The following is a 26834-nucleotide window of genomic DNA, read 5'->3' on the forward strand; positions in this document are numbered from 1 at the left end:
ATGTTTTCCGCTCCGTTTTCCGGAGTTTCATTCATCGGATTTGCTTTCCGCTTTCGTTGCCCCGGTCTCCCGCGGCGACTCCGGAACTGTACGGGGCCGGAGGCGCCCCGTGCAAATCGTCCCGCCCTGCTGTCGCAGGACGGGACGATCCGCTGGTGGAGCGCCGTCAGGCGCGGCTCATCTCCTCGGCGATGGCCGCCGCGAAGGCGTCGATGTCGGCCTCGGTGGTGTCGAAGGCGCACATCCAGCGCACTTCGCCGGTGTGCTCGTTCCAGAAGTAGAAGCGGTACCGCTTCTGCAGCCGCTCGCTGACGTCCCGCGGGAGGATCGCGAAGACCGCGTTCGCCTGGACCGGGCGCACGATCTCGACGCCGTCGATCTTCCGGACGGCCGCCTCCAGGCGGCTGGCCATGGCGTTGGCGTGGCCGGCGTTGCGCAGGTAGAGGTCGCCGGAGAGCAGCGCCTCGAACTGCACGGAGACGAAGCGCATCTTCGACGCGAGCTGCATCGAGGTCTTGCGCAGGTACTTGATGTTGCGGACCCGCTCGGGGTTCAGCACCACGACGACCTCGCCCAACAGCAGGCCGTTCTTCGTGCCGCCGAACGACAGCACGTCGACGCCGACGTCCGTCGTGAAGGCGCGCAGCGGCAGGCCGAGCGATGCGGCGGCGTTGGCCAGGCGGGAGCCGTCGACGTGGACGAGCATGCCGAGCTGGTGGGCGTGCTCGGTGATCGCGCGGATCTCGTCGGCGGTGTAGAGGGTGCCGAGCTCGGTGCTCTGGGTGATGGAGACCGCGAGCGGCTGCGCGCGGTGCTCGTCGCCGAAGCCCCAGGCCTGCTGGTCGAGCAGTTCGGGGGTGAGCTTGCCGTCGGGGGTGGGGACGGTGAGCAGCTTGATGCCGCCCATCTTCTCCGGGGCGCCGCCCTCGTCCACGTTGATGTGGGCGGACTCGGCGCAGACGACCGCGCCCCAGCGCGGGAGCAGCGCCTGGAGGGCGACCACGTTGGCGCCGGTGCCGTTGAAGACCGGGTAGGCCTCGGCCTTCTCGCCGAAGTGGCGGCGGAAGACGTCCTGCAGGTGCGCCGTGTAGTCGTCCTCGCCGTAGGCGACCTGGTGGCCACCGTTGGCGAGCGCTATCGCGGCGAGGACCTCGGGGTGCACGCCGGCGTAGTTGTCGCTGGCGAAGCCGCGGACGGCGGGGTCGTGCCGCCGTACCGCGTCCGTGCGGGTGGAGTCGTTCATCGGGCTGTCAGCCACAGGTGCTGTCCGTTCAGTTCTGCTGCGGGGCGGTCCCAGAGGCCCGCCAGGTGAGTGGCGAGGTCGGCCGTGTCGGTGAAGCCGGCGAACTTCGCGTCCGGCTTCTCGGCCCGCATCTCCGGGCTGACCAGCGCCTTGATCACCAGGATGGCAGCTGCGGCGGTGGGCTCGCCGTCGGCCGAGGTGGTCTCCTTCTTGAAGGAGTCGGCCATGGCGAGGGTCCACGCCTCGGTGGCGGCCTTGGCGGCCGCGTAGGCGGCGCCGCCGGCGGTGGGCTTGTGGGCCGCGGCGGCGGAGACCATCGCGTACCGGCCGGCGGGGCTGCGGACCAGCGCGGGCTGGAAGGCCAGCGAGGTGTGCTGGAGGGTCCGCACGACGGTGTCGTGCAGGAAGTCCCAGTCGTCGAGGCGGGTGTCGAAGAACGTCTTGCTGCCGCGCCAGCCGCCGACCAGGTGGAACAGGCCGTCGACGTGGCCGTGCTCCGCCTCCAGGTGGTCGGCCCAGTCGTGGACCTCCTGCGGGTCGAGCAGGTCGATCACCTGGCCGCTGACCTTCGCCCCGCGCACGGCGACGCGGGTGGCGTCGAGGGCGCTCTCCAGCCGGACCGGGTCGATGTCGGCACCGATCACGGTGGCACCGTCGGCGGTCAGGCGGCGCAGCACGGCCTGGCCGGCCGGGCCACTGGCTCCGGCGACGGCGATGACCTTGCCGGCCAGCGGGGCGTTGGGGGTGGTGGTCACGCGGCGACTCCCTTGGTTCCGTTGCCGGTGATGCCGGCGGTTGCGGCGATGACGCCGCCGAGCTTCTTGGACAGGGCCTCGTAGAACATGCTCAGCGGGAACTCGTCCGGGAGCACCGCGTCGCACAGCGCCTTGTTGAGCGCCTTGCCGTCGGTGATGTCGAGCGGCAGCGCGTCGGCGCCCTTCGCCCACGTGGAGGCCGGGTGCGGGGTGAGGTAGCGGGAGACGAGCTGGTAGGCGGCGATCCAGTGGGCCGGCTTGGGCCGGTCGATGCCGTCGCGGTACAGGGTCTCGATCTCGGCGCAGAGCTCGTTGGTGACCTGCGGGGCGCGGTCCCAGTCGATGGTGAGGCGGTTGTCCCGCCAGCGCAGCGCGTCGTTCTTGTGCAGGTAGGCGAAGAGCAGCTGGCCGCCCATGCCGTCGTAGTTGCGCACGCGGTCGCCGCTGACCGGGAAGCGGAACAGGCGGTCGAAGAGGATCGCGTACTGGACGTCGCGGGCGTGCTTGTTGCCCTCGGCCTCCAGCTGCACCGCTTCCTTGAAGGTGGTGAGGTCGCAGCGGAGCTCTTCGAGGCCGTACATCCAGAACGGGCTGCGCTGCTTGATCATGAAGGGGTCGAACGGCAGGTCACCGTGGCTGTGGGTGCGGTCGTGGACGAGGTCCCACAGGACGAAGGTCTCCTGCGCGCGCGCCTGGTCCTTGAGCAGGCCCTCGGCGTCGTCCGGGATCGCCAGGCCGAGCTGCTGGACGGCGCTGGTGGTGACGGCGCGGAAGCGGGCGGCCTCGCGGTCGCAGAAGATGCCGCCCCAGGTGAAACGTTCCGGCGCCTTGCGCACGGCGACCGTCTCGGGGAAGAGGACGGCGGAGTTGGTGTCGTACCCGGCCGTGAAGTCGGTGAAGGTGATCGGGACGAACATCGGGTTGTCGAAGCGCGTGCGCTCCAGCTCGGCCAGCCAGTCGGGCCACACGACGCGCAGCAGGACGGCTTCGAGGTTGCGGTCCGGGTTCCCGTTCTGCGTGTACATCGGGAAGACCACGAGGTGCTCAAGGCCGTCGACGCGCTGGTCGGCGGGCTGGAAGGCGAGCAGCGAGTCCAGGAAGTCGGGCTCCCGGTAGCCGGTGTCGGCCCACTTGGCCAGGTCCGCGTCGACGGCGGCCAGGTAGGCCTCGTCGTGCGGGAACAGCGGGGCCAGCTCGGCGACCGCGCTGCGGACCGTGGCGACCAGCGGATCGACCGTGTGCCGCTGGACGGCGGCCAGGTCGATCGAGCCGTCCTTGGACTGCAGCGGGCGAAGGGTCTCGACGGCCTCCTTCAGGCGCAGCCACGCCGGGTGGCCGGCGAGGGTCGAGACCGGGGCGTCGGCCGCCACAGCGAGCCTTGGCGAAAGATTCTGCATCGTGGACTCACTTCGACAGGAGGTTTTCGATGGAGACACCATAGATACGAAAGGTTCTCCTGTTCAAGGGGGCTCCGATCGGAGAACCTCCGGTGGTGGGGGGTTTCGGGGACGCCGCGACCGGATGTCCGGCATGTGGACGCCGCGGTGGATGTTCTGGACACGGGCGCCGTCGGGATGCGAACCTCCCGCCATGCTCCCGGCGGTGATCACGATGACCGAGCGGCACGACGGCCTGTTCCGGGTGCCCTCTCGTTGTCACGCCTGCCGTGGCACGCGCGGCTGTTGCTATCGCCGCCGCTGCTGTCGTTGATCCGCCGATCCGCTCGCTCGCCGATCCGCCGATCAGGCTCGGAGGACGCCGCGGACGCGGGCCCGTACGCCGACCATGCCGCGTGTGTTCCGGCGCCGCCACCGGGGGAAGTGACCCGCCGGGTCCGCGGCCGCCTCCGGCCCCGGCCGCCGCATCTCCTGTCCTGCCCGGCCTTCCTTCCCTGGAGCCCTGCCATGACCGACCTCCGTCTCCGCCCCGGCCTCCGCAAGTCCGCCGCCCTCCCCGTCGCCGCGCTGCTGGCGGCCGCCGCCGCGCTGACCGCGTGCGCGCCGCAGGACGCCAAGACCGACGGGGCCGCGGGCGCGGGCGCGTCGGGCACATCGACCGGCTGCGCGCCGGGGGCGCTGGCGACCCGGACCGCCGGCACGCTGACGATCGGCACCGACAAGCCCGCGTACGACCCGTGGTTCTCCGAGGACAAGCCGGAGAACGGCAAGGGCTTCGAGTCCGCGGTCGCCTACGCGGTCGCCGACAAGCTCGGCTACCCCAAGGAGAAGGTGACCTGGGTGGTGGCCCCGTTCAACAAGGCCACCTCGCCCGGCCCGAAGGACTTCGACTTCGACGTCAACCAGGTGTCCGTCAGCGCCGAGCGCAAGCAGGCGGTCGACTTCTCCTCCGGCTACTACGACGTCCGGCAGGCCGTCATCGCGCTCAAGAACTCCAAGGCCGCGGGCGCGAAGAGCATCGCCGACCTCAAGGGCGCCAAGCTCGGCGCGCAGGTGGGCACGACCAGCCTCGACACCATCACCGACACCATCAAGCCGAGCACCCGGCCGGCCGTCTTCGACTCCAACGACCTGGCCAAGGCCGCGTTGAAGAACGGCCAGGTCGAGGCGCTCGTGGTCGACCTGCCGACGGCCTTCTACATCACCGGCGCCGAGGTGCCGGAGGCTCAGGTGGTGGGGCAGTTCGACAGCGCGTCGCAGGGCGAGCAGTTCGGACTGGTGCTGGACAAGGGCTCCCGGCTCACCGGCTGCGTGTCGCAGGCCGTGGACGCGCTGCGGGCGGACGGGACGCTCGCGAAGCTGGAGAAGCAGTGGCTGTCCGACGCCGTCTCGGCACCGGTGCTGAAGTGAGCGGCGGTATCGAGGCCAGTGGCGGCGTCGGGGCCGGCATCGGGGCCGACGACGCGGCGGGCCGGGAGGCGGGCGCGCGGGACGACGGTGCGCCCGGCGGCGGGGAGGACGACGGCTACCGTCCGTCCGAGCGCCGGCTCGCCCGGGACGCCTACCGCCGCGGGCGGACCCGGCGTTCGGCCCTGATCGCGGGCTCGTCGACGCTGCTGACGGCCGTCGTGCTGTACCTGCTCATCGTCAACTCCCCCGGCTGGGAGGTGACTCGACGGACCTTCTTCAACCTCGACTACGCCCGGCAGGCGCTGCCCGAGGTCCTGACCGGGCTCCGGCTCAACCTGGAGCTGATGCTCGGCTGCGGCGTGCTGATCCTGGTGTTCGGCCTGCTGCTGGCGGTGCTCCGGACCCTGCGCGGTCCGGTGTTCCTGCCGGTCCGGCTGCTGGCCACCGCGTACGTGGACTTCTTCCTCGGGCTGCCGATGATCATCTGCCTGCTGGTGATGATCACCGGGGTGCCGGCACTGCGCCTCACCGGGGTGACCACCGATCCGCTGCTGCTCGGCGGGGCGGCGCTGGTGCTGACGTACTCGGCGTACGTGTCCGAGGTGTTCCGCGCGGGGATCGAGTCGGTGCACCCGAGCCAGCGGGCCGCGGCGCGCTCGCTCGGGCTCACCAACGCGCAGGCGATGCGGTACGTCGTGCTGCCGCAGGCGGTGCGGCGGGTGGTGCCGCCGCTGATCAACAACCTGGTCAGCCTGCAGAAGGACACCGGGCTCGTCTCGATCGGCGGGGCGATCGACGCCGTCTACGCAGCCAAGATCATCGCGTCCCGGTCGTTCAACTACACGCCGTACCTGGTCGCGGGGCTGGTGTTCATCGTGCTGACCATTCCGCTCACGCGGTTCGCCGACTGGCTGACCGCGCGCATGAACCGTCGGCAGGTCCAGGGAGGTGCGGTGTGAGCGGGGCGAGCAGTATTAACAGTACGAGCAGTACGAGCAGTACGAGCGGTGTGGGCGGGGACCCGGTGGGCGCCGGAGCGGACGTGCTGCGGCTGGAGTCGGTGCGCAAGACCTTCGGCTCACAGGTGGTGCTGCGCGACGTCGACCTCGCCGTGCCCGAGCACTCGGTGACGGCGCTGATCGGGGCGTCCGGCTCGGGCAAGTCCACGCTGATGCGGTGCGTGAACCTGCTGGAGGGCGTCGACGACGGCGCGATCTTCCTGGACGGCGAGGACATCACCGACCCGCGGACGGACGAGGACGCCGTCCGGCGCCGGATCGGTGTCGTCTTCCAGGCCTACAACCTGTTCCCGCACATGACGGTGCTGGAGAACATCACGCTCGCGCCGCGCCGGGTGCACGGGCTCGGGCGCTCCGAGGCGGAGGCGAAGGCGCTGGAGCTGCTGGACCGGCTCGGGCTGGCGGCCAAGGCGAAGGAGTACCCGGACCGGCTCTCCGGCGGGCAGCAGCAGCGCGTCGCCATCGTGCGGGCGCTGGCCACCGGGCCGCGGCTGCTGCTGCTCGACGAGATCACGGCGGCGCTCGACCCGGTGCTCGTCGGGGAGGTGCTGTCGGTGGTGCGCGATCTGAAGGAACAGGGCATGACGATGGTCCTGTCGACGCACGAGATGGGGTTCGCGCGCGAGGTGGCCGACCAGGTCTGCTTCCTGGACGGCGGGGTGGTGCTCGAACAGGGGCCGCCGGAGCAGGTGTTCGGCGATCCGCGGGAGGAGCGGACCCGGCGGTTCCTCAGCCGGATCGTCGCCTCGGGGCGGCTTCAGGGCTGAGACGCGACGCGCGGGGGCGGGCGGGCTCCGGCAGGTGGATTCCGGCGGGGTGGCGGCGGCAGGGTGGCGGGGTCCGGCGAGATCTGGCGAGGTCTGGCCGGGGGGCTTGTTGAGGCAGGCATAGGGCACTCGCGAGAACGCACTCCGCTCGTCACCACCGTGCGCCCCTGCACGCGCCCTGGCCTCCCGGGAGCGGCAGCGGTGATCGTGGACAGGACGAACGCCGCAGAGCACGGGTGGCGGCGAACAGCCGACAGGTTTCAGATGACAGATTTCGTCATCTGTTATCTGAAACCTGTCAGCTGTTCGCTGTTCGCCGTCCTCCCGTCACCCCAGGAGGCCGCCGTTGCACGGACCCACGCTGGTCAACTGGCTCCTCGCCCTCCTCACCGCCACCGCCGGGGCCTACTGCCTGACCCGCCTCCGGTATGCCCCGGGAGCCCCCGGAGCCCCGCACGCGCCACACACCACCTGCGCACCGGCGCCCTCCACCACCCACCCGACGGGCGCCCGACGGCTTCTCGCCCGGGAAACCGACGCCGCCGAAGCGCTGATGGGGCTCGGCATGGCCGGAATGGCCGTCACCGGCGCCGCCGTCCCGGCGCCCGTCTGGGCCTGGCTGTTCGGCGTCCCCGCAGCCCTCTTCCTGCTCGCCGCCGCCGGCACCCCGGACCGCCGCGGACACCGGCTGCACCACGCGATCGGTGGCCTCGCCATGACCTACGCGGCCCTCGCCATGACCGCCTCCCCCGGCCATCACCACCACGCCCCGAGCACCGGCGCCCCGCTGCTCACCGGCGCGCTGCTGGTGTACTTCGGCGCCTACTCCCTCTGGGCCGGCACCCGGCTCCTGCACGCCCCCGCCGGAAGCGTCACCGTCGGAACGGCGGGCCTCCCGCACGCCTGCCGGCTCACCATGGGCATCGGGATGTTCGCGATGCTCCTGACCATGTGACCTTGCCCGCCCCCGACGCCCACGCCCAACACCCACACCCAACGCCCGTCCCCAACGCCCGTCCCCGACGCCCATCCCCAACGCCCGTCCCCGACGCCCATCCCCACCCCACCCGCCGCCCCAACCCCCACCCCGCGCACCCTGGCCGAGCCGCACCCGGGACCAAGATCCCCGGGCCCGCGTGGCGTTGGTCACTGGCCACCCGAAAGCCGTTCCACCGGACGTCGCCAGCGCATAGGTTGGCGAGGAGCGCGTTGTCGCGCTCCGTGCGCACTCGGGGAGCCCATGCGATGACTGCCCTGATCGGCCTGCTGCTGCTCGGCCTGCTGCTCTCCACCGCCGTGCCCCGGCTGCTCGCCCGGGCCCGCTGGGTGGAGCGCGAACCCGTGCTGGCGCTGCTGGCATGGCAGTGCCTGGTCGTAGCCGTCCTGCTGTGCTGCGCGTTGAGCCTGGTCCTGGCCGCCTCGGCCGCGCTGCCCGAACTGCGCGCACTCGTGTTCGCCGGCGCGCCGCACGGGGTGGAGGCGGCGTACGGGCTCCAGGACGCCGAAGGCTGGGGCCGGCTCTGCGCGGCGGTGCTGGCCGCGGGCGGACTGCAGACGGTGCTGGCGGTCACCCGTGAGGTCCGTTCGGCGAAGGCTCTGCGCAACCACCGTCACGCTCAACTCTCCGACCGCGCTCCCGAGTTGCCGGAGGCCATCGCGGCCGCCCGCAGCCGCCGGGAGCGCCTGGTGGTGCTGGAGAACGTCCGGCCGGAGGCCTGGTCGCTGCCCGGCCCGAACTCCCGGCTGGTGGTCACCACGGGCGCCCTCCAGCAGCTGACCGCACGGGAGTTGGCGGCCGTACTGAGCCACGAGCGCGGACACGTCCGCGCCCGGCACGACTGGCTCGCGCAGGCCGCCCAGGCACTCGCGTCCGGGTTCCCGGGGGTCCGGGTGTTCAGCACCTTCCGGGACCAGGTCGGCGAGCTGGTCGAGCTGGCGGCCGACGACCGTGCGGCCCGTCGGCACGGACGGCACACCACCGCCCTCGCGCTGGCCGAACTCAACCTGGGCCGCGGGGTGTTCGGCTCCTGTCCGCCGGGCCTCGCGCAGTCCCCGAAGCGGGTGGACCGCCTGCTCGCGGGCCGCCCCCGGCTGTCCGTTCCGCGTCGGCTCCAACTCACCGTCGCCGCGCTCGCCGCGCCCGTGGCCGTCGTGCTGCTGGCCGCCGCTCCGGGACTCGTCTCGCAGTTCTAGCCAGACGCCCCATCGCCCCGCCGGACCCTCAGGACCGCCGAAGAACCTACCGAAGAACCTGCTGACGAACCTGCCGGGAAATCTGCTGACGAACCGTCAGCATCACGCCCCACACGGGCCGGTGGCCTCATCGCCGAGCGTGCGCGCAAGCACGTCGCGGTGGAGCGGACGGGCCTGCCGGTAGCGCTCGCGCCCCTCGTCCGTGAGGACGATCAGGATGCCGCGGCGGTCGTCCACGCACATTTCGCGCGTCACCAGTCCCGCCTTCTCCAGCCGGCCGATCAGACGGGACAGCGCGCTCTGGCTGAGGTGGACGACGTCGGCGAGCTCCTGGACCCGGAGCCGGTGGCTGCGGTCCACCGAGCAGCCCTCGACCAGGCGCTCCAGTACCTCGAACTCACTCATCCCGAGCCCGTGCTTCTCGCCCAGCTCGCGGTCGAGCGCACAGGAGGTCTCGGCGTGCCGGGCCAGCAGTTCGCGCCACTGCGCGACGAGACCGGCCTCCGCCGGGGAGTCGAGTTCAGCCACGGCGCCACCCTACCACCGCCACCGCAACTTATGCGTTTACATCTTATTCACTTGCATTGATTGCACGTGCATGTAGTCTCCTCCCCATGACCACCGCGACCGTCACGTCACCCGACGCACCGTCAACCGGCGGACAGGCCTGGACCCCCCGCCTCTGGGGCACCCTGTTCGTCCTCTGCGCCGCGATCTTCCTGGACGCCCTGGACGTCTCCATGGTGGGAGTGGCCCTCCCGTCCATCGGCTCCGAACTGCACCTCTCCACCTCGACCCTGCAATGGGTGGTCTCCGGCTACGTGCTCGGTTACGGCGGCCTGCTCCTGCTCGGCGGACGGGCGGCCGACCTGCTCGGCCGCCGCCGGGTGTTCCTCGTCGCCCTGGGCGTCTTCGGCGCCGCCTCCCTGCTCGGCGGACTGGTCGACGACGGCGGACTGCTGATCGCCGCCCGCTTCCTCAAGGGGACCGCCGCCGCGTTCACCGCCCCGGCCGGCCTGTCGATCATCACCACGACCTTTCCGGAGGGCCCCGCCCGCAACCGGGCGCTGTCCATCTACACCACCTGCGCCGCCAGCGGCTTCTCGCTCGGTCTCGTGCTCAGCGGACTGCTCACCTCGGTCGGCTGGCGCTGGACGTTCCTGATGCCCGTCCCGGTCGCGCTGATCGCCCTGCTCCTCGCCGTCCGCCTGCTCCCCCGCCCGGTCGAGGAGCGCGCCAAGGGCGGGTACGACGTCCTCGGCGCGATCACCGGCACGCTCACCGTCCTGCTGCTCGTCTTCACCGTCACCGAGGCGCAGGGTGCCGGCTGGCTCAGCCTGCGCACACTCGGCTCGTTCGCCGTGGTCGCCGCCCTGGCGGCCGCCTTCCTGGTGACCGAGAGCCGCGCCGCCCACCCGCTGGTCCGGCTCGGCATCTTCCGCAACGGCGCGGTGGCCCGGGCCAACGTGATCGCCTTCACGATGACCGGCGCCTACGGCGGCTTCCAGTTCATCGTGACGCTCTACCTCCAGCACCTGCTCGGCTGGTCGGCGCTGGAGATGGCGCTCGGGCTGCTGCCGGCCGGCGCGTTCATCGCGCTGTCCGCGCCGTTCATGGGCCCGATCGTGGACCGCTTCGGCACCGGCCGGCTGCTGCCCATCGGCGTCCTGTCGCTGACCGCGGCGTTCGCACTGTTCCTGCGGCTGGACGAGCACAGCTCCTACCCCGCGCTGGTGCTGCCGTCGATGCTGCTGCTCGGCGTCGGCTTCGCGCTCGCCTTCCCCTCCGTGAACATCGCCGCCACCGACGGCGTCGCGGACGAGGAGCAGGGCCTGGCCTCGGGCCTGGTCAACACGGCGATCCAGGTCGGCACCGCCGTCGTGCTCGCCGGTGCGACCGCGATGATCACCGCCGGGAGCGCCGGCGGCGACAGCCCGCAGGCGCAGCTGGACGGCTACCGGCCGGCCCTGCTGTTCGTCACGGCGGTCGCGCTGCTCGGGTTCCTGATCGCCCTCGTGGGCGCACTGCTGGAGCGCCGGAAGAAGTCAGCTCCTTTGTCTGTCCCGGACTATGACTACACGTCACGGGCATCCGGGCCCACCGACCGGGCCGAGGTACTGGCCGAGCGCTGACCGCTTCCGCCCGCGCCGCTTCCGCCCACGCCGAACCGCCCACGCGAGACCGCACCGGACAACGGCGGACCGCACCACACCGCGCCGCGTCGAGCCGACGCGGACGTCCGCCCCCCAGGCACTGCCGCCGGCTCCACCAAACCCCCGTGTTGGTGGAGCCGGCCGTCTTCGTAACGGCCGCCCCCGCACCAGCCGTCCGTGCGCCGCTCGTCAACGCGGTTCCACGGATCGGCCGTCGGCTTCCCCAGTATATTGGCCGGGAGCCAACGAACGTTCGGAGCTGTCACGATGGCACCCCGCGGGGATTCGGTCAATGAGGAAATGCGTCAGCGCTCGCGCCGGCGCATCATGCGGGCCACCGTCGAACTGGTCGACCAGCACGGATACGCCGGGACCACGCTGAGCGACATCGCCGAGCGCGCCGGACTCGCGCGCGGGCTGCTGTCGTACTACTTCGACGGCAAACGGCTGCTCATGCAGTCCGCCACGCACCGGATGATGCACCAGTCGCTCAGCAGCGCCCTGGCCGAACTCGCGCCGGACGCGACACCCGAGGCCCGGCTGGCCCGCGCCATCGACGCCGTCCTCGGCCTCGCCCTCGACCACCCGCGGGTGATGCGCTCCCACCTGGCGCTGATCCTCGACCCGGACACCGGCTCCTTCGTCCAGGACCCGGAGCAGCAGCAGCTCGGCGCGATCCTCCAGGGCCTGCTGCGGGAGTGGGGTGCGCCGGATCCGGCCGCCGAGCACGCGGTGCTGCGCAGCGCGCTCATGGGCGGGTGCATCGGCCTCCTGCTGCCGGGCGCGGAGGTGCCGCTGGCGCCGATCCGGGCCGACCTGTTCCGGCGCTACGACCTGCCGTGGGAGCTGGGCCGCCCGCCGCAGCCGCTGCCACAGCCGCTGCCGCCGGAACGCGAAACGCCGCCGGCCCGCGGCTGACGGCCGGTGGGCGGCGGCAGATGATCCGGCGGCCGGTGCTCGCCGACGGACGGTCCGGGCGGCGGGCAAGCACGGCTCGTGGTCCGGCCGTTCGGGCCCGGACGTCCAGGCCCCTCCGGGCGGAGGCTCAGCGTTCCTTCAGGATCGAGGCGAGCAGGTCTATGGTGCGCTCGGGCGTGAGGCTGTCCACGCAGAGGCGCTCCATGACCTGGATGTAGGCGTCCACGTCGTCCCGCTTGTCGAGGTAGAGCGCGCTGGTGAGCTGCTCCAGGTAGACGACGTCGGCGAGGTCCTGCTCCGGGAAGCGCAGGATCGTGAACGCGCCGGACTCGCCCGCGTGCGCGCCGAAGCGGAACGGCATGACCTGGATGACGACGTTGGCCTGCTCGGCGACGTCGATCAGGTACTGGACCTGGCCGCGCATCACCTTGGGCCCGCCGACCGGGCGGCGCAGCGCGGCCTCGTCGATGACGGCCCACAGGCGCGGGTTGTTGCCCTCGGTCAGCAGCTTCTGGCGGCGAAGGCGGAGGCTGACCCGCCGTTCGACCTCCTCCTCGCTGATGACCGGCCGACTCTGACCGAAAACCGCCCGCGCGTACTCCTCGGACTGCAGGAGTCCCGGGATGAACTGCACCTCGTACGTGCGGATCAGCTGCGCGGCCTCCTCCAGACCGACGTAGGTCTGGAACCAGCCCGGCAGCACGTCGTTGAAGCTGTGCCACCAGCCGGACTTGTTGGCCTCGCGGACCAGGCCGAGGAGGGCCTCCCGCTCCAGGCCGTCGTCCACGCCGTAGAGGCTGAGCAGGTCGGCGACGTCGCGCTCCTTGAAGCTGACCCGGCCGAGCTCCATGCGGCTGATCTTGGACTCGGAGGCGCGGATCGCGTAGCCGGCGTCCTCGCGGGTGATGCCGCGCGCCTCACGCAGGCGTCGCAGCTGTGAGCCGAGGAGGATCCGGCGGACCATCGAGCCGCCGCCCGGCTGAACTGTGGTCATGCGGTCGAAACCTCCACCTAGGGCAAACAGCGCACAGTCTGCCATCAGTTGAGCGCTCACGGTGCCGATACTGACGGATGTTCCTATCAGTTCTGCACTCCACACACCAGGATGCACGTGCATCCGGCGCTTGCATATGCCAATAGTGCGACTGCACGTGAATCGACTCTTGCATCTGCAGTGAGCGCAGAGGACCATGGTGCACGTGCACCTGCACATCCCTGGCAATCCCGCGGGCTCCGCGTCGACCCCACGCGCGACTCCGTGCACCAGCCCGGCAGCGTCCCCCACGCCACCGGGCCTTCGTGTGCGCGCGCGCCTCGTCGAGGAGGGGGCCGTGCGGCCGAGCGAGTCGGAGGTGACCGGCATGACCCCGGCGGGTCCAGCCGTGTCCGCCCCCTTATGGGAGGAGCTCTTCATGGGCACCGGTACGGCTTTGGCGGTTGACCCCCACGTGGTCACCTGTACGCTCGCTCCTCGCTTCGAAGCCGTCAGAACCGCACGTGACTTCGCCCGGACCGCTCTGCAGCGCTGGGGGCTGATGGAGCTGTTCGACGACGTCGCGCTGGTCGCGTCGGAACTCGTGACCAACGCGCTGCGGCATGCGATCGGCGCACGGCCCGACCCGGTGGGCGGCGCCCTGGGCGAGTACGACTTTCCCACACAGCACGGTGGTGACGGCAGGCTGCCGATCCGAATAAGCCTCGTGCACCGCGCGCCGCAGATCGTCTGCGCGGTCAGCGACCCGAGCAGCATCGGCCCGATCGCCCGGGAGGCGGACTTCGTGGCCGAATCCGGCCGCGGGCTGCACCTGGTGGACTCGTTCAGCCACTCCTGGGGCTGGCACCCGCTGGGCGGGGGCAAGGTCGTCTGGGCGCTGTTCGAAGCCGACGCGCAGGCGCAGGCCGCGACCCCCGAACTCGGTGGCCGGCACCGGCGCTCCGCCTAGCGGCGGACGGGCACGCACCCCCGCAGCGCGGGCACGCGTCCCCGGATCGATGGACACCCCGGGAGGACCGAAACCCCGGGAGGAAGCGGTAGTTCGCCCTCGCCGGGCTCGCGCCGGAGACCTGCCGGCCCCCCGCAGCGCACCCGCGACGACCAGTGCGCCCCCGACGGCCGACGGGCCGCCAGTGCGCGGGACAGCAGTGCACGGGACAGCGTTACGCGGGACGGCAGCGCACCGGACGGTGGAGAAGCCCGCGAAGAGGCACACCACCGAGCATGTGACCGAGTGCGTCACGAACCGCGCGGACGACCGCGGGGCCGAGCCCGCGGAGAAGACAGCGGAGAAGACAAAGGCCGCCGTGGTGTCAGCACCCACGACGGCCCCCCGATGGCTCCTGGTGCGGAGCGGTGGCCGGACCGACGGACGTCCGGTGAAGCGGCCGGACGGCCCGGTGAACGGCCGGATGGACGTCCGGTCAGGCGGACAGGTGGTCGAACTCCCCGTCCTTGGCCCCCAACAGCATCGCGGCGATCTCGGCCCGCGTGTAGATGAGCGCCGGACCGTCCGGGAAGCGCGAGTTGCGCATCGCCACGTCGCCCCCCGGCAGCGCGGCGAACTCGACGCAGTTGCCCTGGGAGTTGCTGTGCAGGCTCTTCTGCCAGACCACTCCCTCCAGCTCGGTGGCGGCCATCCCGTTGTAGGGACCGTACGAGCCGCCCAGTTCCTGCGATTCGTGCGAGTCGTGCATAGAAGTCTCCCGAAGAGCCCCGGAGTTGCGGTCCAGCGCGGCGCCCCCGGCACCCGCCGAACGAACGGGCCGGCCCCGTACCAGCCCGGCACAACGCCTCACTTGACGCGATGATAGCCCTTGTGCACGTGCATCAGCACGAGACGGTGCAGGTGCACGAGGCCTTTCACCGGCCGACCTGAACTCTTCACGGACCCTTCTCCTGACGGTACGTAAACGGACATAGCCGACCGAACCGGCCCGCTTCCGATAACCGGCCGTGAGCGGCTCCCCGCTAAATGTTGATCTTCGAAAGCCGGGAGTCGCGCACTCGTGACCCTCCGTCAGACCGCCCGTCGACTGTGAGACATCTCACTCGCCACGGGTGCAACGTGACGCCCCACCGGACCCGTCTCCAGGAGATACCGGCGGACGCGCGGGGGTTGGGCCAGGTATGTCCGGAATATGACCTAATGACCGCTCATCGACCCGCGCACGCGAGAGCTCCGCGCGCCGCGCACACCACGCTCGCGCGAAACCGGCACGGCAGCCGACTGCAGCCCTGACGGGCCGATGTCCTACGATCTCCGCCATGAGCACCGCAGCCATCCCGGGCGCGCCACTGCCCGTTCGCACTCCAGGCTCCCGTGCGCGGGGGCGCCACCGTCGCCCCGAGCGCCCCGAGATCCCGTCCGGCTCCCCGGCCCTGGTGCTCGCCGTGCCCGCGACCGCCGGGCCCGAGTCCCGCTCGGTCGTCGAGGAGCTGCTCTCGATCGTCCGCAGCGAGCAGAACGGCGTCCAGACCGCGGTGGGCTACCTCCCCGGCGACGGCACCGAGGGCGCGGACGGCACCGAGCGCAGCATCGGCGAGCTGCTGGCGGCCGCCGCCGAGGCCGGCGTCCCGGCACCGATCCTGGTACCCCTGGTGCCCGGCCCGCACGACTTCCTGCCCGAACTCCACGCGCTCGCCGCCGAGTACGGCGCGCACGTCACCGACGTGCTGGGCCCGCACCCGCTGCTGGCCGAGGCCGTCCACGTCCGCCTGTCCGAGGCCGGGCTGGCCCGCGCCGACCGCGCCCGCCTGTTCGCCATCGCGACCGCCGCGGACGGCGTCGTGCTGACCACCGTGGGCGGCGAGGACGCCGCGGCCGCCGCCGGCATCACCGGCGTGCTGCTGGCCGCCCGCCTGGCCGTCCCGGTCGTCCCCGCCGCGCTCGACGTGCCCGGCTCGGTCGCCGCCGCCGTCGCGCACCTCAAGGAGACCGGCTCGCAGCGCCCCGCGCTGGCCCCGCTGGTGATCGGCCCGGAGGCGGACTCCGAGCTGCTCGCCACGGCCGCCGAGGAGACCGGCTGCCCGTCCGCCGCGCCGCTCGGCGCCTACCAGACGGTCGGCCAGCTCATCGCCTCGCTGTACCTGGCCGCGCTGCCGGCGCCGTCCGCGGAGGCCCTGGCCGCCGCGCAGGCCCAGGCCGAGGCCGAGGCGGCGGAGGCCGCCGCCGAGGGCTCCCGCGCGGCCCACGCGGCCGGTGGGACGGCCTCCGGGGCGACCGGGGAGGCCGCCGGCGAGTAACCGCCGACAACGCGTACGGAAGGGCCCGGAGCGACCGCGCTCCGGGCCCTTTCGGCTTGCGGCGTAAGGGAATTAAGAGCCGAATGCGCGAGATGTCCGTTCTGTGATTGTTTGCGATCGAGTGACCGCCCGTCATGCAATTCCTGAGAGCCTGCCAGTTGTGCACATCCGCAGGTTTATTGCAAGAAAACGATCATTTTCGATCTTGGAGAAGGAAATTCTTGGCGGCTTTCCATAATCCGTGATGCGCATCACAGGTATTTGCAGTTCGTACTTAAGTCTGCTTAACGTGCTCCCCGTTCGTGACCACACGGACCCAGCACATCCGCAACGCCGAGTCCTGCCGTCGGGTGCGCTGGAAGCGCGAAAACGCACCACGGCAGGAGCGGGGGACCCACAGGTAAGTCGCCCCGGACCGATCCACGGAACGGTCCTGGGCTAGGGGTGAAGCCGCGCCACAGCGCGGCCGGGCAACTCCGGCCCGAATCCGACAGCTCACCTCGCAGGCGTGGGAGAGGACCGCGTCTTCATGCTGCCCACCAACGGCACTCGCCTGTCCAGCCGCACCCGCCGCGTGATCGCCGCCCTCGGCGTCGCCGGCGTCGGCCTCACCATTCCCTGCCTCACCTCCGGCACCGCCTCCGCCGCCTCCGTCACCACCTGGGACAAGGTCGCCCAGTGCGAGAGCAGCGGCGACTGGAGCATCAACACCGGCAACGGCTTCTACGGCGGCCTGCAGTTCACCTCCAGCACCTGGGCCGCCTTCGGCGGCACCTCGTACGCCCCGCAGGCCAACCAGGCCACCAAGGACCAGCAGATCGCCGTCGCCGAGAAGGTCCTCGCCTCGCAGGGCCCCGGCGCCTGGCCCGTGTGCTCCGTCCAGGCCGGCCTGACCGCGGGCGGCGCCCCGGCCGCCGTCGACACCTCCGCCGCCGCGAGCACCGCGAAGGCCGCCCCGGCCGCACCCGCTGCCAAGCCGTCCTCGAAGCCCGCCGCCAAGCCCGCCGCCCCGGCGCAGGACCAGGCGCAGGCCCCGGCCGCCGCCGACTCCGCCAAGGGCACCTGGGCGCAGAAGCGCCAGGACTGGACCCAGGGCGGCACCACCCAGGCCGGTGCCTCGGACTACACCGTCGTGGCCGGCGACTGGCTGTCCACGATCGCCGACAAGCACAACGTCAAGGGCGGCTGGCAGCGCCTGTACGAGCTGAACCGCGGCACCCTGACCGACGGTCCGGACACCATCTACCCGGGCCAGCACCTGTCCTTCGGCGACTCCGCCCAGGCGCCGGCCGGCCAGTCCGGTGACTTCAACTGGTTCGACCGCTCGCAGAAGCCGGGCCAGTCCTCCGCCGGGAACGCCGTGAACGCCCAGCCGGCCGCCGAGGCCCAGACCCCGGCCGCCAAGCCGTCCTCGAAGCCCGCCGCCAAGCCCTCCGCCCAGGCGCAGACCCCGGCCCCGGCCGTCACCGGCTCGATGGCCGCCGCGGTCAGCTTCGCCAAGGCGCAGGTCGGCCAGGCGTACGTCTACGGCGGCACCGGCAACGGCGGCTGGGACTGCTCGGGCCTGACCCAGGCCGCGCTGCGCGCCGCGGGCATCTCCATCCCGCGCGTCGCCAACGACCAGGCCGCCGCGAGCACCCACGTCTCGCTGGACAGCCTGCAGCCGGGCGACCTGCTGTTCTGGTCCAACAACGGCCAGGACTCCGGCGTCTACCACGTCGCCATCTACATCGGCGGCGGCCAGTACGTCGAGGCCGCCAACCCGAGCTCGGGCGTCCGCCTGCAGACCATCGCCAACTGGGCGCCGGACTTCGCCGGCCGCGTCTGAGGATCCTTCCGGAACCGTCCCGCCGGGGACGGGTGACGGATCGCGGATGACAGCGAACAGATGACAGATAACAGATTTCATCATCTGTTATCTGTCACCCGCCCACCGCCCCGGGGAGAGACTGGTCGCTCTCCCCGGGGCTTCGGCGTACCCGCCTCCGAAGTCCGTGCCGCCTTCCCCCGGCGCGCACCCGTGGCTCCGCGCATCGGAGCATTCGCGTGGTCAAACCCCGGCCCAGCGGGCATGCTGCTGCTCTGCACCCGAGGAGGAGTCACCCATGGCCCAGGTCACCGTCACGCTCGACGCGAACCTCGCGATCGACGCGATGATGCTCTCCGGCACCAAGAGTCCCCAGGACGCCGTCGAACTGATCCTGCGCGACTACCTGGCCCGCGGTCGCCGCACCGAGACCCGCACCGGCGACGCCGCCGACGGCCACCGCGTCACCGCCGACCGCCCGGCCGTCCAGGAGGGCTGACCCCGGCCCGTCACGGCACTCGCGGCACAGCCCAGCACAGCGCAGGCCAAACCCAGCACGACGCAGCACAAGCCCGGTACAGCGCAGCACAAGCCCGGTACAGCGCAGCACAAGCCCGGCACAGCCCGGCACGGCACGCCGAAGGGCCCCGGAGAGCAACCGCCCTCCGGGGCCCTTCACACGGCCGTCACCGGCCTCAGCGCGCGCAGGCCCCCGTGGAGCCGCGCATGACCAACTCCGGCTGGAACATGAACTCCCCGCGCTGGGCGGCGTTCCCGCCCACCTCCTCCAGCAGCGCGTCCACCGCCGCCGTCGCCATCGCCTCGACCGGCTGGCGGATCGTCGTCAGCGGCGGCTCGGTGAAGGCGATCAGCGGCGAGTCGTCGAAGCCGACCACCGACACGTCCTGCGGCACCGACAGCCCCCGCTGCCGCACCGCCCGGATCGCCCCGAGCGCCATCATGTCGCTGCCGCACACGATCGCCGTGCACCCCTTGTCCAGCAGCGCGCCCGCCGCCGCGTGCCCGCCCTCGACGCTGAACAGCGTGTGGTGGACCAGCTCTTCGGCCTCCTCCTGCGTCCGCCCGAGGACGGTGCGCATCGCGGCCGTGAAGCCCTCGATCTTGCGCAGCACCGGCACGTACCGCCGCTGGCCGACCGCCAGCCCGATCCGCTCGTGCCCCAGCTCGGCGAGGTGCTGGACGGCCATCCACATGGCGGCCCGGTCGTCCGGCGAGATGAACGGCGCGTCGATCCGCTCGCTGAAGCCGTTGATCAGGACGAACGGCACCCCGCGCCCGGCCAGCCGGGCGTAGCGGTCGTGGTCGGCGGTGGAGTCGGCGTGCAGACCGGAGACGAAGACGATGCCCGCCACCCCCCGGTCCACCAGCATCTCGACCAGTTCGTCCTCGGTGGACCCGCCGGGCGTCTGGGTGCACAGCACCGGCGTGAAGCCGTGCCGGCTGAGCACCTGCTCGATGACCTGCGCGAGCGCCGGGAAGATCGGGTTGCTGAGCTCCGGCGTGATCAGCCCGATCAGCCCGGCGCTGCGCTGGCGCAGGCGGGTCGGCCGCTCGTACCCGAGCACGTCGAGGGCCGCCAGCACGGTCTGCCGGGTGGCGGCGGAGACGTTCGCCTTGCCGTTGAGTACGCGGGAGACGGTGGCTTCGCTGACCCCCGCCTGCGCCGCGATGTCTGAAAGTCGCGCCGTAGTCACGGTCCCAGAGCCTATTGCAACCACGTCAGACCGCCCACCAGCCGGTGCTGTCCGGTGCGAGCACCGTCTCGCCGCCGTCCACGACCAGTTCCGCCGAGGCGAGCAGCAGCGTGCCCGGGGCGGGTATGCGCACCGGCTCGCCGCTCGCGTTGACCGTGCAGACGAAGGAGCCGCGGCGGAAGGCGAGCGTGCCCTGCGGGGCGTCCAGCCACTCGACCCCGGTGCCCGCGCCCAGGTCGGGCTGCGCCCGGCGGACGGCGAGCGCGCTGCGGTAGAGCTCCAGGGTGGAGGTCGGGTCGCCGGTCTGCGCCTCGACGCTGAGCTCGGCCCACTGGGCCGGCTGCGGCAGCCAGGACGGCCCGCCGGCGACCGGTCCGAAGCCGTACGGCGCCTCGGTGCCGGACCACGGGATCGGCACGCGGCAGCCGTCGCGGTAGCCGTCCTGTCCGGCCTGGCGGAAGAAGGACGGGTCCTGGCGGACCTCGTCGGGCAGGTCGGTGACGTCCGGCAGGCCGAGCTCCTCGCCCTGGTAGACGTAGGCGGAGCCGGGCAGCGCGAGCATCAGCAGGGTGGCGGCGCGGGCCCGGCGCAGGCCGAGCGCGCGGTCGCCGGGGGTGCGGATCTGGGTGCCGAGGCCGGGCTCGTTGGCGAAGCGGGTCGCGTGCCGGGTGACGTCGTGGTTGGACAGCACCCACGTGGTGGGGGCGTCGACCGGGCGCATCGAGTCGAGCGAGACGTCGATCACCTCGCGCAGCGCGGCGGCGTCCCAGTCGGTGCCCAGGTACTGGAAGTTGAAGGCCTGGTGGAGCTCGTCGGGGCGGACGTAGTTGGCGGTGCGCTGGACGGTCGGGGTCCAGGCCTCGGCGACGCCGATCCGCTGACCGGGGTACTCGTCGAGGATCCCCCGCCAGCTGCGGTAGATCTCGTGCACGCCGTCCTGGTCGAAGAACGGCATGACGTCGTTGCCGAGCAGCTTGAGCTGGTCGGAGCCGCCGAGGTCGGGCAGGCCGGGGGCCTTGACCAGGCCGTGGGCGACGTCGATGCGGAAGCCGTCCACGCCCATGTCGAGCCAGAACCGCAGGATCGAGCGGAACTCGTCGGCGACGGCCGGGTTCTCCCAGTTGAAGTCGGGCTGCTCCGGGGCGAACAGGTGCAGGTACCAGTCGCCGGGGGTGCCGTCGGGGTTCTCGGTGCGGGTCCAGGCCGGGCCGCCGAAGATGGACTCCCAGTCGTTGGGCGGCAGTTCGCCCGTCTCGCCCTTGCCGGGGCGGAAGTGGTAGCGCTCGCGCAGCGGGGACGCGGGGCCCTCGCGCAGGGCGCGCTGGAACCACTCGTGCTGGTCCGAGGAGTGGTTGGGGACGAGGTCGACGATGATCCGCAGGCCCAGGTCGTGGGCGTCGCGGATCAGCGCGTCGGCGTCCAGCAGGGTGCCGAACATCGGGTCCACCGCGCGGTAGTCGGCCACGTCGTAGCCGGCGTCGGCCTGCGGGGAGGCGTAGAACGGCGAGAGCCAGACGGCGTCCACGCCGAGGTCGCGCAGGTAGGGCAGGCGGCTGCGGATGCCCGGCAGGTCGCCCATGCCGTCGCCGTTGGAGTCGGCGAAGCTGCGCGGGTACACCTGGTAGATGACCGCGTCCCGCCACCAGCCTCTGGACGCACTGCCAGTCACCGGAGCCAGGGCGGCCGCCTCGTGAGCGGTGTCGGCGGCGGGCCGGGAGGTGTCGGCCAGGTTCTGGGTCATGGACGGAATCCCTCGGGGAATAGAGGAGCGAGGAGCGCTGAGACGGGTGCTGGCGGGCGCTGGCGACTGCCGGCGTGTGCCGGCGTGTGCCGGCGTGTGCCGGCGTTACGACTTGGAGGCGCCGGCGGTCAGGCCGGTGACCAGGTGTCGCTGCACCAGGTAGAAGAAGACGGAGGACGGGATCGCGATCAGCACCGCGGTCGCGGCCATGAAGTTCCACTGGGCGTCGTGCTCGCTGACGAAGGTCTGCAGGCCGACGGCCAGCGTGTACTTGTCGGAGCTGAGCATGAAGGTGGAGGCGAACGCGACCTCGGCCCAGGCGGTCAGGAAGGAGTAGAACGCGGCCACCGCCAGGCCCGGGCGGGCGAGCGGCAGGACCAGCCGCCAGAAGGTGCCGATCGGGCTGAGCCCGTCGACCCGGCCGGCCTCGTCGATCTCCACCGGGATGGTGTCGAAGTAGCCCTTCAGCAGCCAGGCGCAGTACGGCACGGTGGTGGTCGAGTAGACCAGGATCAGGCCGGTGTAGCCGTCGAGCAGGCCGAGCTCGGACAGGATCGTGTACATCGGCACGATCAGCACCGCGATCGGGAACATCTGGGTGACCAGCAGCGACCACATGAGCGGCTTGTGGCCGGGGAACTTCATCCGGGAGACGGCGTAGCCGGTGGTGGCGGCGACCATGACGCCGAACACCGTGGTGATGCCGGAGACCAGGAAGGAGTTGCCGAACCAGGTGAAGAAGTCGGTGCCGAACAGCACGTGGTCGTAGTTCGACAGGGTCAGCTTGCCGAGGATCTTCCCGGGGTGGAGGTAGTCCGTCTTGTCCGGGCCGAGCGAGATGTAGAGGATCCACAGCACCGGGAACAGGGCGATCAGGCTGGCGAGGATCAGGGCGCCGTGGGACAGCGCGGTGACCAGCGGGCCGCTCTCGCCGCGGCGGCGGACCTTGGCGGGCCGGGCGGCCGGTGCGGGGCGCGCGGGCGGCGCGGCGGCTTCGGTGGTGGTGCTCATCGGGGGTACCTGCCTTCGTGGGTCAACTGGGTCCGGGGCCGCAGCCGTTGGCCTGTTGCTGTTGGCCTGTTGGCCGTTGGCCTGCTGGCTGTCGGCCTGCTAGCCGTTGGCCTGCTCGTTGCGGGCGAGCCAGCGCCGGTAGAAGGCGGTGAAGACGATGAGGATGGACAGCAGGATCACGCCGTACGCGGCGGACTGCGCGTAGTCCCGGGGCTGCTGGCCGAAGCCGAGGCGGTAGGCCCAGGTGACGAGCAGCTGGGCGTCGGAGCCGCCGCTGGTGCCGAACAGCAGGAAGATGACGGCGAACTGGTTGAAGGTCCAGATCACGCCGAGCAGGACGACGGTCGAGGAGACGGTGCGCAGTCCGGGCAGGGTGACGTGGCGGAAGCGCTGCCACGGGGTGGCGCCGTCCATCTCGGCGGCCTCGTACAGCTCGGCCGGGATGGACTGCAGGCCGCCGAGCAGCGAGATCATCATGAACGGCACGCCGACCCAGGTGTTGACCAGGACGGCGGCGGCCTTCTGCGCCAGCGGGTCGTCCAGCCAGCCGGGCTGGGGCAGGTGGAGGGCGGAGAGCAGGCCGTTGACGGCGCCGCCGTCGGCGAGCATCAGGCGCCAGGAGAAGACGGTGACGAAGGTCGGCACGGCCCACGGGAGGATGAGCAGCATCCGGTAGACGGCGCGTCCGCGCAGCTTCTTGTTCAGCAGCAGGGCGAGGCCCAGGCCGATGGTGTAGTGGAGGACGACGCACAGCACCGTCCAGGTGATGGTCCACACGAAGTGGGACCAGAAGCGGTCGTACGAGCCGGGGCCCCACAGGATGTCGGCGTAGTTGTGGAGGCCGACGAACTTGTAGCTGGCCGGGATGTGGTTGACGCCGATGGTGCGGGCCGAGTTGAGGCTGTTGGCGTCGGTGAGGGTGAGCCAGACGCCCTCGACGAGCGGGTAGAGCACGAGCACGCCGAGCACGAGCACGACCGGGGCGGTCATCGCGTAGGCGTACCAGTGCTTGGCGTAGGAGCGCTTGAGGCGCTCCAGCGGGCCCGGACGCTGCTCGCGCGGCCGGCTGCCCTTGCCGGTGGCGCCCTGCACGGCGACTGACATCGATTACACCTTCTCGGGGGAGGTCTCGGGGAGAGCGGGTCCGGCCGCCTCGGGAGGAGCGGGTCCGGCCGCCGGGCCCGCCGGGGTGAGGGACGTGGGGGTGTCCCTCACCCGCGGCGGGCCGGGCGGCTGACGGCTACTTTGCGAAGCCCGGGAGGAGCTTGGCGTAGTCGGTGGCGACGGTGTTCAGCGCGTCCTGGGTGCTGGTGCCCTGGACGGCCTTGCCGAGGTTGGTGCCGAGCGAGGCGAACAGCGAGCTGTACTCGGGCAGTTCGGGGCGCGGCTTGGCGCTGGCGAGGACGGCCTGGAAGCCGGCGATGCCCGGGTCGGCCTTGACGTCGGCGGTGAAGGCGTCGGAGCGGGTCGGCAGGGTGGAGTTCTTCTGCGCGATGAACGCCTGGCTCTCGGCCGAGGTCATGAAGGCCGCGAACTTCTCGGCGGCGGCCTTGTGGGCGGCGTCGGAGCCGGCGTAGACGGAGATGTTGTGGCCGCCGGTCGGGGCGCCGGCCTTGCCGCTGGAGCCGGCCGGGACGGCGGCGATGCCGAGGTTCTTCTTGTCGGCGAAGGCGGAGCCCTTGTAGATGTTGGTGATCTCCCAGGGGCCCTGGATGATCGCCGCGACCTTGCCGCTGTTGAAGGCGTCCATCATGTGGGCGTAGGCGTCGGTGGTGACGTCGGCCTTGGCGGTGCCGGGCGAGGTGAACATCGACTTGTAGGTCTCGATGCCCTTGACGGCCTCGGGCGAGGTGATGGTGATCTTCTTGCCGGCGGCGTCGACGGTGTCGGTGCCCTCGCCGAACAGGAACGGCATCGCGTAGTAGCCGTCGGCGGCCTTCAGCCAGAAGCCGTCGACGCCGTCCTTGTCCTTGATGGTGGCGGCGTCGGCCTTGAGCTCGTCCCAGGTCTTCGGGGCGTCGGTGATCCCGGCCTTGGCGAAGAGGTCCTTGTTGTAGAGCAGGCCCAGGGTGTCGGTGACCAGCGGGACGCCGTACAGCTTGCCGTCGTACTTGGCCTGCTGGACGAGGCTGGGCTGGAAGGCGGAGGTGTCGGCGGCGGCCGGGGTGCCGTCGAGCGGCTCCAGGTAGCCGGCCTTGGCGAAGGCGGCGGTCCAGCCGACCTCGGAGCGGAACACGTCGGGCGCGCCCTTGGCCCCCATGGCGGTCTGCAGCTTGTTCTGCGCCTGGTCGAACGGCACGTTGACGAAGTCGACCTTGACGGTCGGGTTGGCCGCCTCGAACTTCTTGACCAGTTCCTGGTAGTTCGGCGCCTCGTTGGTGGCGTTCGAGGTGTCCCAGTACGTGAGGGTGACCGGCCCGTCGGCCTTGCCGTCCGAGCTGGAGCCGCTGCTGCCACAGGCAGCCATCGAGACCGCGAGGGCCACAACGAGGGCAGAGGCCGCGATGCCACGCCGCATGAGAACTCCTTGGGAGGGTGGGGGTGCCCGAGATGTTCGGAGACAGGCGCATAATGGCTGCCTCGTGCCGACTGCACCTTCGCTGCCGTCGGGCTGGAAGGAAGTTAACAGCGGGCGAAACGTCACGGAAACCCCTTGCAGAAACTTTCTGCAAGAAACGCCGATCGTTACAGCCGCGTGTCCTGGATGTTGCCGCACGGTAGTGGACAGCGCCCGGCTATGTCCGGCTTTGACCGTTCCGCTCCACCGGCCTGTGGCCTGGAACACCACCCTGCGTGGCGGAAAGCCGCTTGCAGGACACTGGGTGGCATGCGCATCAGACCAGCCGTGAAGGACGAACTGCCCCTGCTGTGCGAGCTGGAACGGGCCGCCGGAGCCCCGTTCGCCGCCATCGGCATGCCGGAGATCGCCGAGGACGAGCCCCCGGCCCCCGGGGAACTCGCCCGCTACCTGACGGACGGCACCGCCCTCGTCGCGGTCGACGACGGCGACCGCCCCATCGCCTACCTGCTCGCCGAACCGGTCGACGGCGCGTGCCACGTCGAGCAGGTCTCGGTGCACCCCGGCCACGCCCGCCGGGGCATCGGCCGCGCGCTGATCGAGCACCTCGCCGCCACCACCGACGCCCCCGCGCTCACCCTCACCACGTTCGCCGACGTCCCGTGGAACGGCCCCTACTACGCCCGCTGCGGCTTCCGCCCGATCGCCGACGGCGAACTCACGCCGGGCCTGCGGGAGATCCGCCGCCAGGAGGCCGAGCACGGCCTCGACCGCTGGCCCCGGCTCTGCATGCGCCGGGACCTGCCGGCGCGCCGGGGGGTCATCGACTAGTTCGTCCCGAAGCGCAGGACGGTCGTCGAGCGGAAGTCCTCCCCCGGGCGCAGCACCGTGCCGGGGAAGTCCGGGTGGTGCGGCGAGTCCGGGAAGTGCTGCGTCTCCAGCGCGACCCCGGCGAACGGCCCGTACGCCACCCCGCTCGCGCCCGTCACCGCGCCCTGGAACTTGTTGGCCGTGTAGACCTGGACGCCCGGCTCGGTGGTCAGCACCTCCAGGGTGCGCCCGCTGACCGGGTCCTCCAGCAGCGCAGCCCGGGCCGGGGTGCCGTCGGCCGGGCGCGGACGCAGCACCCAGTTGTGGTCGTACCCGCCGGGCCCGGTCAGCTGCGGGTGCTCGTCGTGCACGGACTTGCCGATCGGCCGGGCCGTCGTGAAGTCGAACGGGGTGCCGGCCACGGGTTCGATCCGCCCGGTGGGGATCTGCCGTTCGTCGGCCGGGGTGTAGGCGTCGGCGTCGAGGGTGAGCAGGTGGCCGAGGACGTCGCCGCTGCCTTCACCCGCGAGGTTGACGTAGGCGTGGTTGGTGAGGTTGACGACGGTCGGTTTCGTGGTGACGGCGCGGTAGGCGATGGTGAGCTCGCCGCCGGCGTCGAGGGTGTAGGCGACGGTGACGTCGAGGGCGCCGGGGAAGCCCTGGTCGCCGTCCGGGCTGTGCAGCCGCAGTTCGACGCCGCCCGGGATCCCGGTGGCGTCCCACATCCGGTTGGCGAAGCCGTCGGGGCCGCCGTGCAGGGTCATGCCGCCGCCGGTGGGGGCGAGCGGGTGGTCCTCGCCGTCGATGGTGATCCGCGAGCCGTCGATCCGGTTGGCGTAGCGGCCGACGACGGTGCCGTAGTGCCGGGCCGGGCCGAGGATCTGGGCCAGTTCGTCGGTGGCGAGCAGGAGTTGGGCACGGCGGCCGGCGCGGTCGGGCGCGGTGAGGGTGTGCAGGGTGGCGCCGAGGGTGAGCACGCTCGCCTCGTACGGGCCGGCGGTGAGCGTCCAGCGCTGGATCGCGGCGCCCGCGCCCGAGGCGTCGAGGGGTTCGTGGCGCACGCCGGTGGCCTGAGTCGCCATGCCCTGCTGCTCCTCACTGGCGGCCGGGGCGGGTGCCGCGGTCGCGCCGAACGGG

Annotated in this window: 24 protein-coding genes and 1 riboswitch; of the genes, 12 read left to right on the forward strand and 12 right to left on the reverse strand. The window is 71.7% G+C overall.

Annotated features, from left to right (window positions below; all coding sequences use genetic code 11):
* Positions 1-166: 166 nt before the first annotated feature.
* From ACFXDE_RS00005 to ACFXDE_RS00015, 3 genes are read right to left on the reverse strand one after another with little or no spacing between them, the layout of a single operon-like run.
* Entirely contained in the window at positions 167-1243 is a 1077-nt protein-coding gene (locus tag ACFXDE_RS00005; protein ID WP_380490065.1) for a threonine aldolase family protein, read from the reverse strand.
* The gene (locus tag ACFXDE_RS00010; RefSeq protein ID WP_380448888.1) at positions 1240-1998 is read right to left on the reverse strand and encodes an SDR family NAD(P)-dependent oxidoreductase; all 759 of its coding nucleotides are present in this window, start codon (positions 1996-1998) and stop codon (positions 1240-1242) included. Before ACFXDE_RS00010 ends, ACFXDE_RS00005 begins: the two co-directional genes overlap by 4 nt.
* Entirely contained in the window at positions 1995-3395 is a 1401-nt protein-coding gene (locus tag ACFXDE_RS00015) for a DUF6421 family protein (RefSeq protein WP_380448885.1), read from the reverse strand. The genes ACFXDE_RS00010 and ACFXDE_RS00015 overlap by 4 nt, the downstream gene beginning before the upstream one ends.
* 507 nt (positions 3396-3902) lie before the next feature.
* Here ACFXDE_RS00015 and ACFXDE_RS00020 point away from each other — a divergent pair.
* The 5 genes from ACFXDE_RS00020 to ACFXDE_RS00040 all read left to right on the forward strand — a co-directional run bounded on the left by ACFXDE_RS00020 (position 3903) and on the right by ACFXDE_RS00040 (position 8784).
* Positions 3903-4805, forward strand: coding sequence for an ABC transporter substrate-binding protein (locus ACFXDE_RS00020; RefSeq protein ID WP_380489139.1), 903 nt, complete (start codon positions 3903-3905; stop codon positions 4803-4805).
* A 38-nt stretch (positions 4806-4843) separates the two neighbouring features.
* On the forward strand, positions 4844-5764 hold the full coding sequence (locus tag ACFXDE_RS00025) for an amino acid ABC transporter permease (protein WP_380490067.1): 921 nt from the start codon (positions 4844-4846) through the stop codon (positions 5762-5764).
* A gap of 65 nt (positions 5765-5829) precedes the next feature.
* On the forward strand, positions 5830-6591 hold the full coding sequence (locus ACFXDE_RS00030; protein WP_380489142.1) for an amino acid ABC transporter ATP-binding protein: 762 nt from the start codon (positions 5830-5832) through the stop codon (positions 6589-6591).
* Between the two features lie 346 nt (positions 6592-6937).
* Positions 6938-7546 carry a DUF5134 domain-containing protein gene (locus ACFXDE_RS00035; RefSeq protein WP_380489144.1) on the forward strand — a complete coding sequence of 203 codons (609 nt, stop codon included), beginning with the start codon at positions 6938-6940 and terminating at the stop codon, positions 7544-7546.
* 290 nt (positions 7547-7836) lie between these two features.
* Entirely contained in the window at positions 7837-8784 is a 948-nt protein-coding gene (locus ACFXDE_RS00040) for a M56 family metallopeptidase (protein ID WP_380442127.1), read from the forward strand.
* A gap of 102 nt (positions 8785-8886) precedes the next feature.
* Here ACFXDE_RS00040 and ACFXDE_RS00045 read toward each other — a convergent pair whose 3' ends face one another.
* Positions 8887-9312, reverse strand: coding sequence for a MarR family winged helix-turn-helix transcriptional regulator (locus tag ACFXDE_RS00045; RefSeq protein WP_380489146.1), 426 nt, complete (start codon positions 9310-9312; stop codon positions 8887-8889).
* An 86-nt stretch (positions 9313-9398) separates the two neighbouring features.
* Here ACFXDE_RS00045 and ACFXDE_RS00050 point away from each other — a divergent pair, with 86 nt between their 5' ends.
* Both ACFXDE_RS00050 and ACFXDE_RS00055 read left to right on the forward strand, forming a co-directional pair.
* Positions 9399-10916 carry an MFS transporter gene (locus tag ACFXDE_RS00050; RefSeq protein WP_380489148.1) on the forward strand — a complete coding sequence of 506 codons (1518 nt, stop codon included), beginning with the start codon at positions 9399-9401 and terminating at the stop codon, positions 10914-10916.
* 321 nt (positions 10917-11237) lie between these two features.
* Entirely contained in the window at positions 11238-11855 is a 618-nt protein-coding gene (locus ACFXDE_RS00055; RefSeq protein ID WP_380489151.1) for a TetR/AcrR family transcriptional regulator, read from the forward strand.
* Between the two features lie 127 nt (positions 11856-11982).
* Here the strand turns inward: ACFXDE_RS00055 and ACFXDE_RS00060 are convergent, their stop codons facing one another.
* Positions 11983-12849: a helix-turn-helix transcriptional regulator gene (locus ACFXDE_RS00060; RefSeq protein ID WP_329930454.1), complete on the reverse strand. Its 867-nt coding sequence runs from the start codon at positions 12847-12849 to the stop codon at positions 11983-11985.
* 418 nt (positions 12850-13267) lie between these two features.
* Here ACFXDE_RS00060 and ACFXDE_RS00065 point away from each other — a divergent pair, with 418 nt between their 5' ends.
* Entirely contained in the window at positions 13268-13798 is a 531-nt protein-coding gene (locus tag ACFXDE_RS00065) for an ATP-binding protein (RefSeq protein WP_380489154.1), read from the forward strand.
* Positions 13799-14273: 475 nt separating this feature from the next.
* Here the strand turns inward: ACFXDE_RS00065 and ACFXDE_RS00070 are convergent, their stop codons facing one another.
* Positions 14274-14546, reverse strand: a complete 273-nt coding sequence (locus ACFXDE_RS00070; protein WP_380442137.1) for a DUF397 domain-containing protein — start codon at positions 14544-14546, stop codon at positions 14274-14276.
* A 571-nt stretch (positions 14547-15117) separates the two neighbouring features.
* Here ACFXDE_RS00070 and ACFXDE_RS00075 point away from each other — a divergent pair.
* From ACFXDE_RS00075 to ACFXDE_RS00085, 3 genes are all read left to right on the forward strand, one after another.
* Positions 15118-16095 carry a hypothetical protein gene (locus ACFXDE_RS00075; protein WP_380489157.1) on the forward strand — a complete coding sequence of 326 codons (978 nt, stop codon included), beginning with the start codon at positions 15118-15120 and terminating at the stop codon, positions 16093-16095.
* A gap of 362 nt (positions 16096-16457) precedes the next feature.
* A riboswitch (cyclic di-AMP (ydaO/yuaA leader) is annotated at positions 16458-16617 on the forward strand.
* Entirely contained in the window at positions 16604-17923 is a 1320-nt protein-coding gene (locus ACFXDE_RS00080) for a transglycosylase family protein (RefSeq protein WP_380489160.1), read from the forward strand. (Overlaps the previous riboswitch by 14 nt.)
* A gap of 277 nt (positions 17924-18200) precedes the next feature.
* Entirely contained in the window at positions 18201-18401 is a 201-nt protein-coding gene (locus tag ACFXDE_RS00085) for a hypothetical protein (protein WP_329930460.1), read from the forward strand.
* Between the two features lie 196 nt (positions 18402-18597).
* Here ACFXDE_RS00085 and ACFXDE_RS00090 read toward each other — a convergent pair whose 3' ends face one another.
* The 5 genes from ACFXDE_RS00090 to ACFXDE_RS00110 all read right to left on the reverse strand — a co-directional run bounded on the left by ACFXDE_RS00090 (position 18598) and on the right by ACFXDE_RS00110 (position 24887).
* Positions 18598-19617 carry a LacI family DNA-binding transcriptional regulator gene (locus ACFXDE_RS00090; RefSeq protein WP_380442144.1) on the reverse strand — a complete coding sequence of 340 codons (1020 nt, stop codon included), beginning with the start codon at positions 19615-19617 and terminating at the stop codon, positions 18598-18600.
* A 25-nt stretch (positions 19618-19642) separates the two neighbouring features.
* Complete coding sequence (locus ACFXDE_RS00095) at positions 19643-21358, reverse strand: glycoside hydrolase family 13 protein (RefSeq protein WP_380489164.1); 1716 nt, start codon at positions 21356-21358, stop codon at positions 19643-19645.
* A gap of 105 nt (positions 21359-21463) precedes the next feature.
* Positions 21464-22369, reverse strand: coding sequence for a sugar ABC transporter permease (locus ACFXDE_RS00100; protein WP_380489167.1), 906 nt, complete (start codon positions 22367-22369; stop codon positions 21464-21466).
* 99 nt (positions 22370-22468) lie between these two features.
* Complete coding sequence (locus tag ACFXDE_RS00105) at positions 22469-23473, reverse strand: sugar ABC transporter permease (RefSeq protein WP_359972458.1); 1005 nt, start codon at positions 23471-23473, stop codon at positions 22469-22471.
* A gap of 136 nt (positions 23474-23609) precedes the next feature.
* Positions 23610-24887: an extracellular solute-binding protein gene (locus ACFXDE_RS00110; protein ID WP_380442152.1), complete on the reverse strand. Its 1278-nt coding sequence runs from the start codon at positions 24885-24887 to the stop codon at positions 23610-23612.
* Between the two features lie 309 nt (positions 24888-25196).
* Here ACFXDE_RS00110 and ACFXDE_RS00115 point away from each other — a divergent pair, with 309 nt between their 5' ends.
* Entirely contained in the window at positions 25197-25718 is a 522-nt protein-coding gene (locus tag ACFXDE_RS00115) for a GNAT family N-acetyltransferase (protein ID WP_380489172.1), read from the forward strand.
* On the opposite strand, the gene ACFXDE_RS00120 is transcribed toward ACFXDE_RS00115, so the two are convergent.
* Positions 25715-26779, reverse strand: coding sequence for an aldose epimerase family protein (locus ACFXDE_RS00120; protein ID WP_380489174.1), 1065 nt, complete (start codon positions 26777-26779; stop codon positions 25715-25717). The two genes, ACFXDE_RS00115 and ACFXDE_RS00120, sit on opposite strands and share 4 nt — an antisense overlap.
* Positions 26780-26834 lie beyond the last annotated feature (55 nt).

This window comes from Kitasatospora sp. NPDC059408, assembly GCF_042751525.1.
Classification (GTDB): Bacteria; Actinomycetota; Actinomycetes; order Streptomycetales; family Streptomycetaceae; genus Kitasatospora.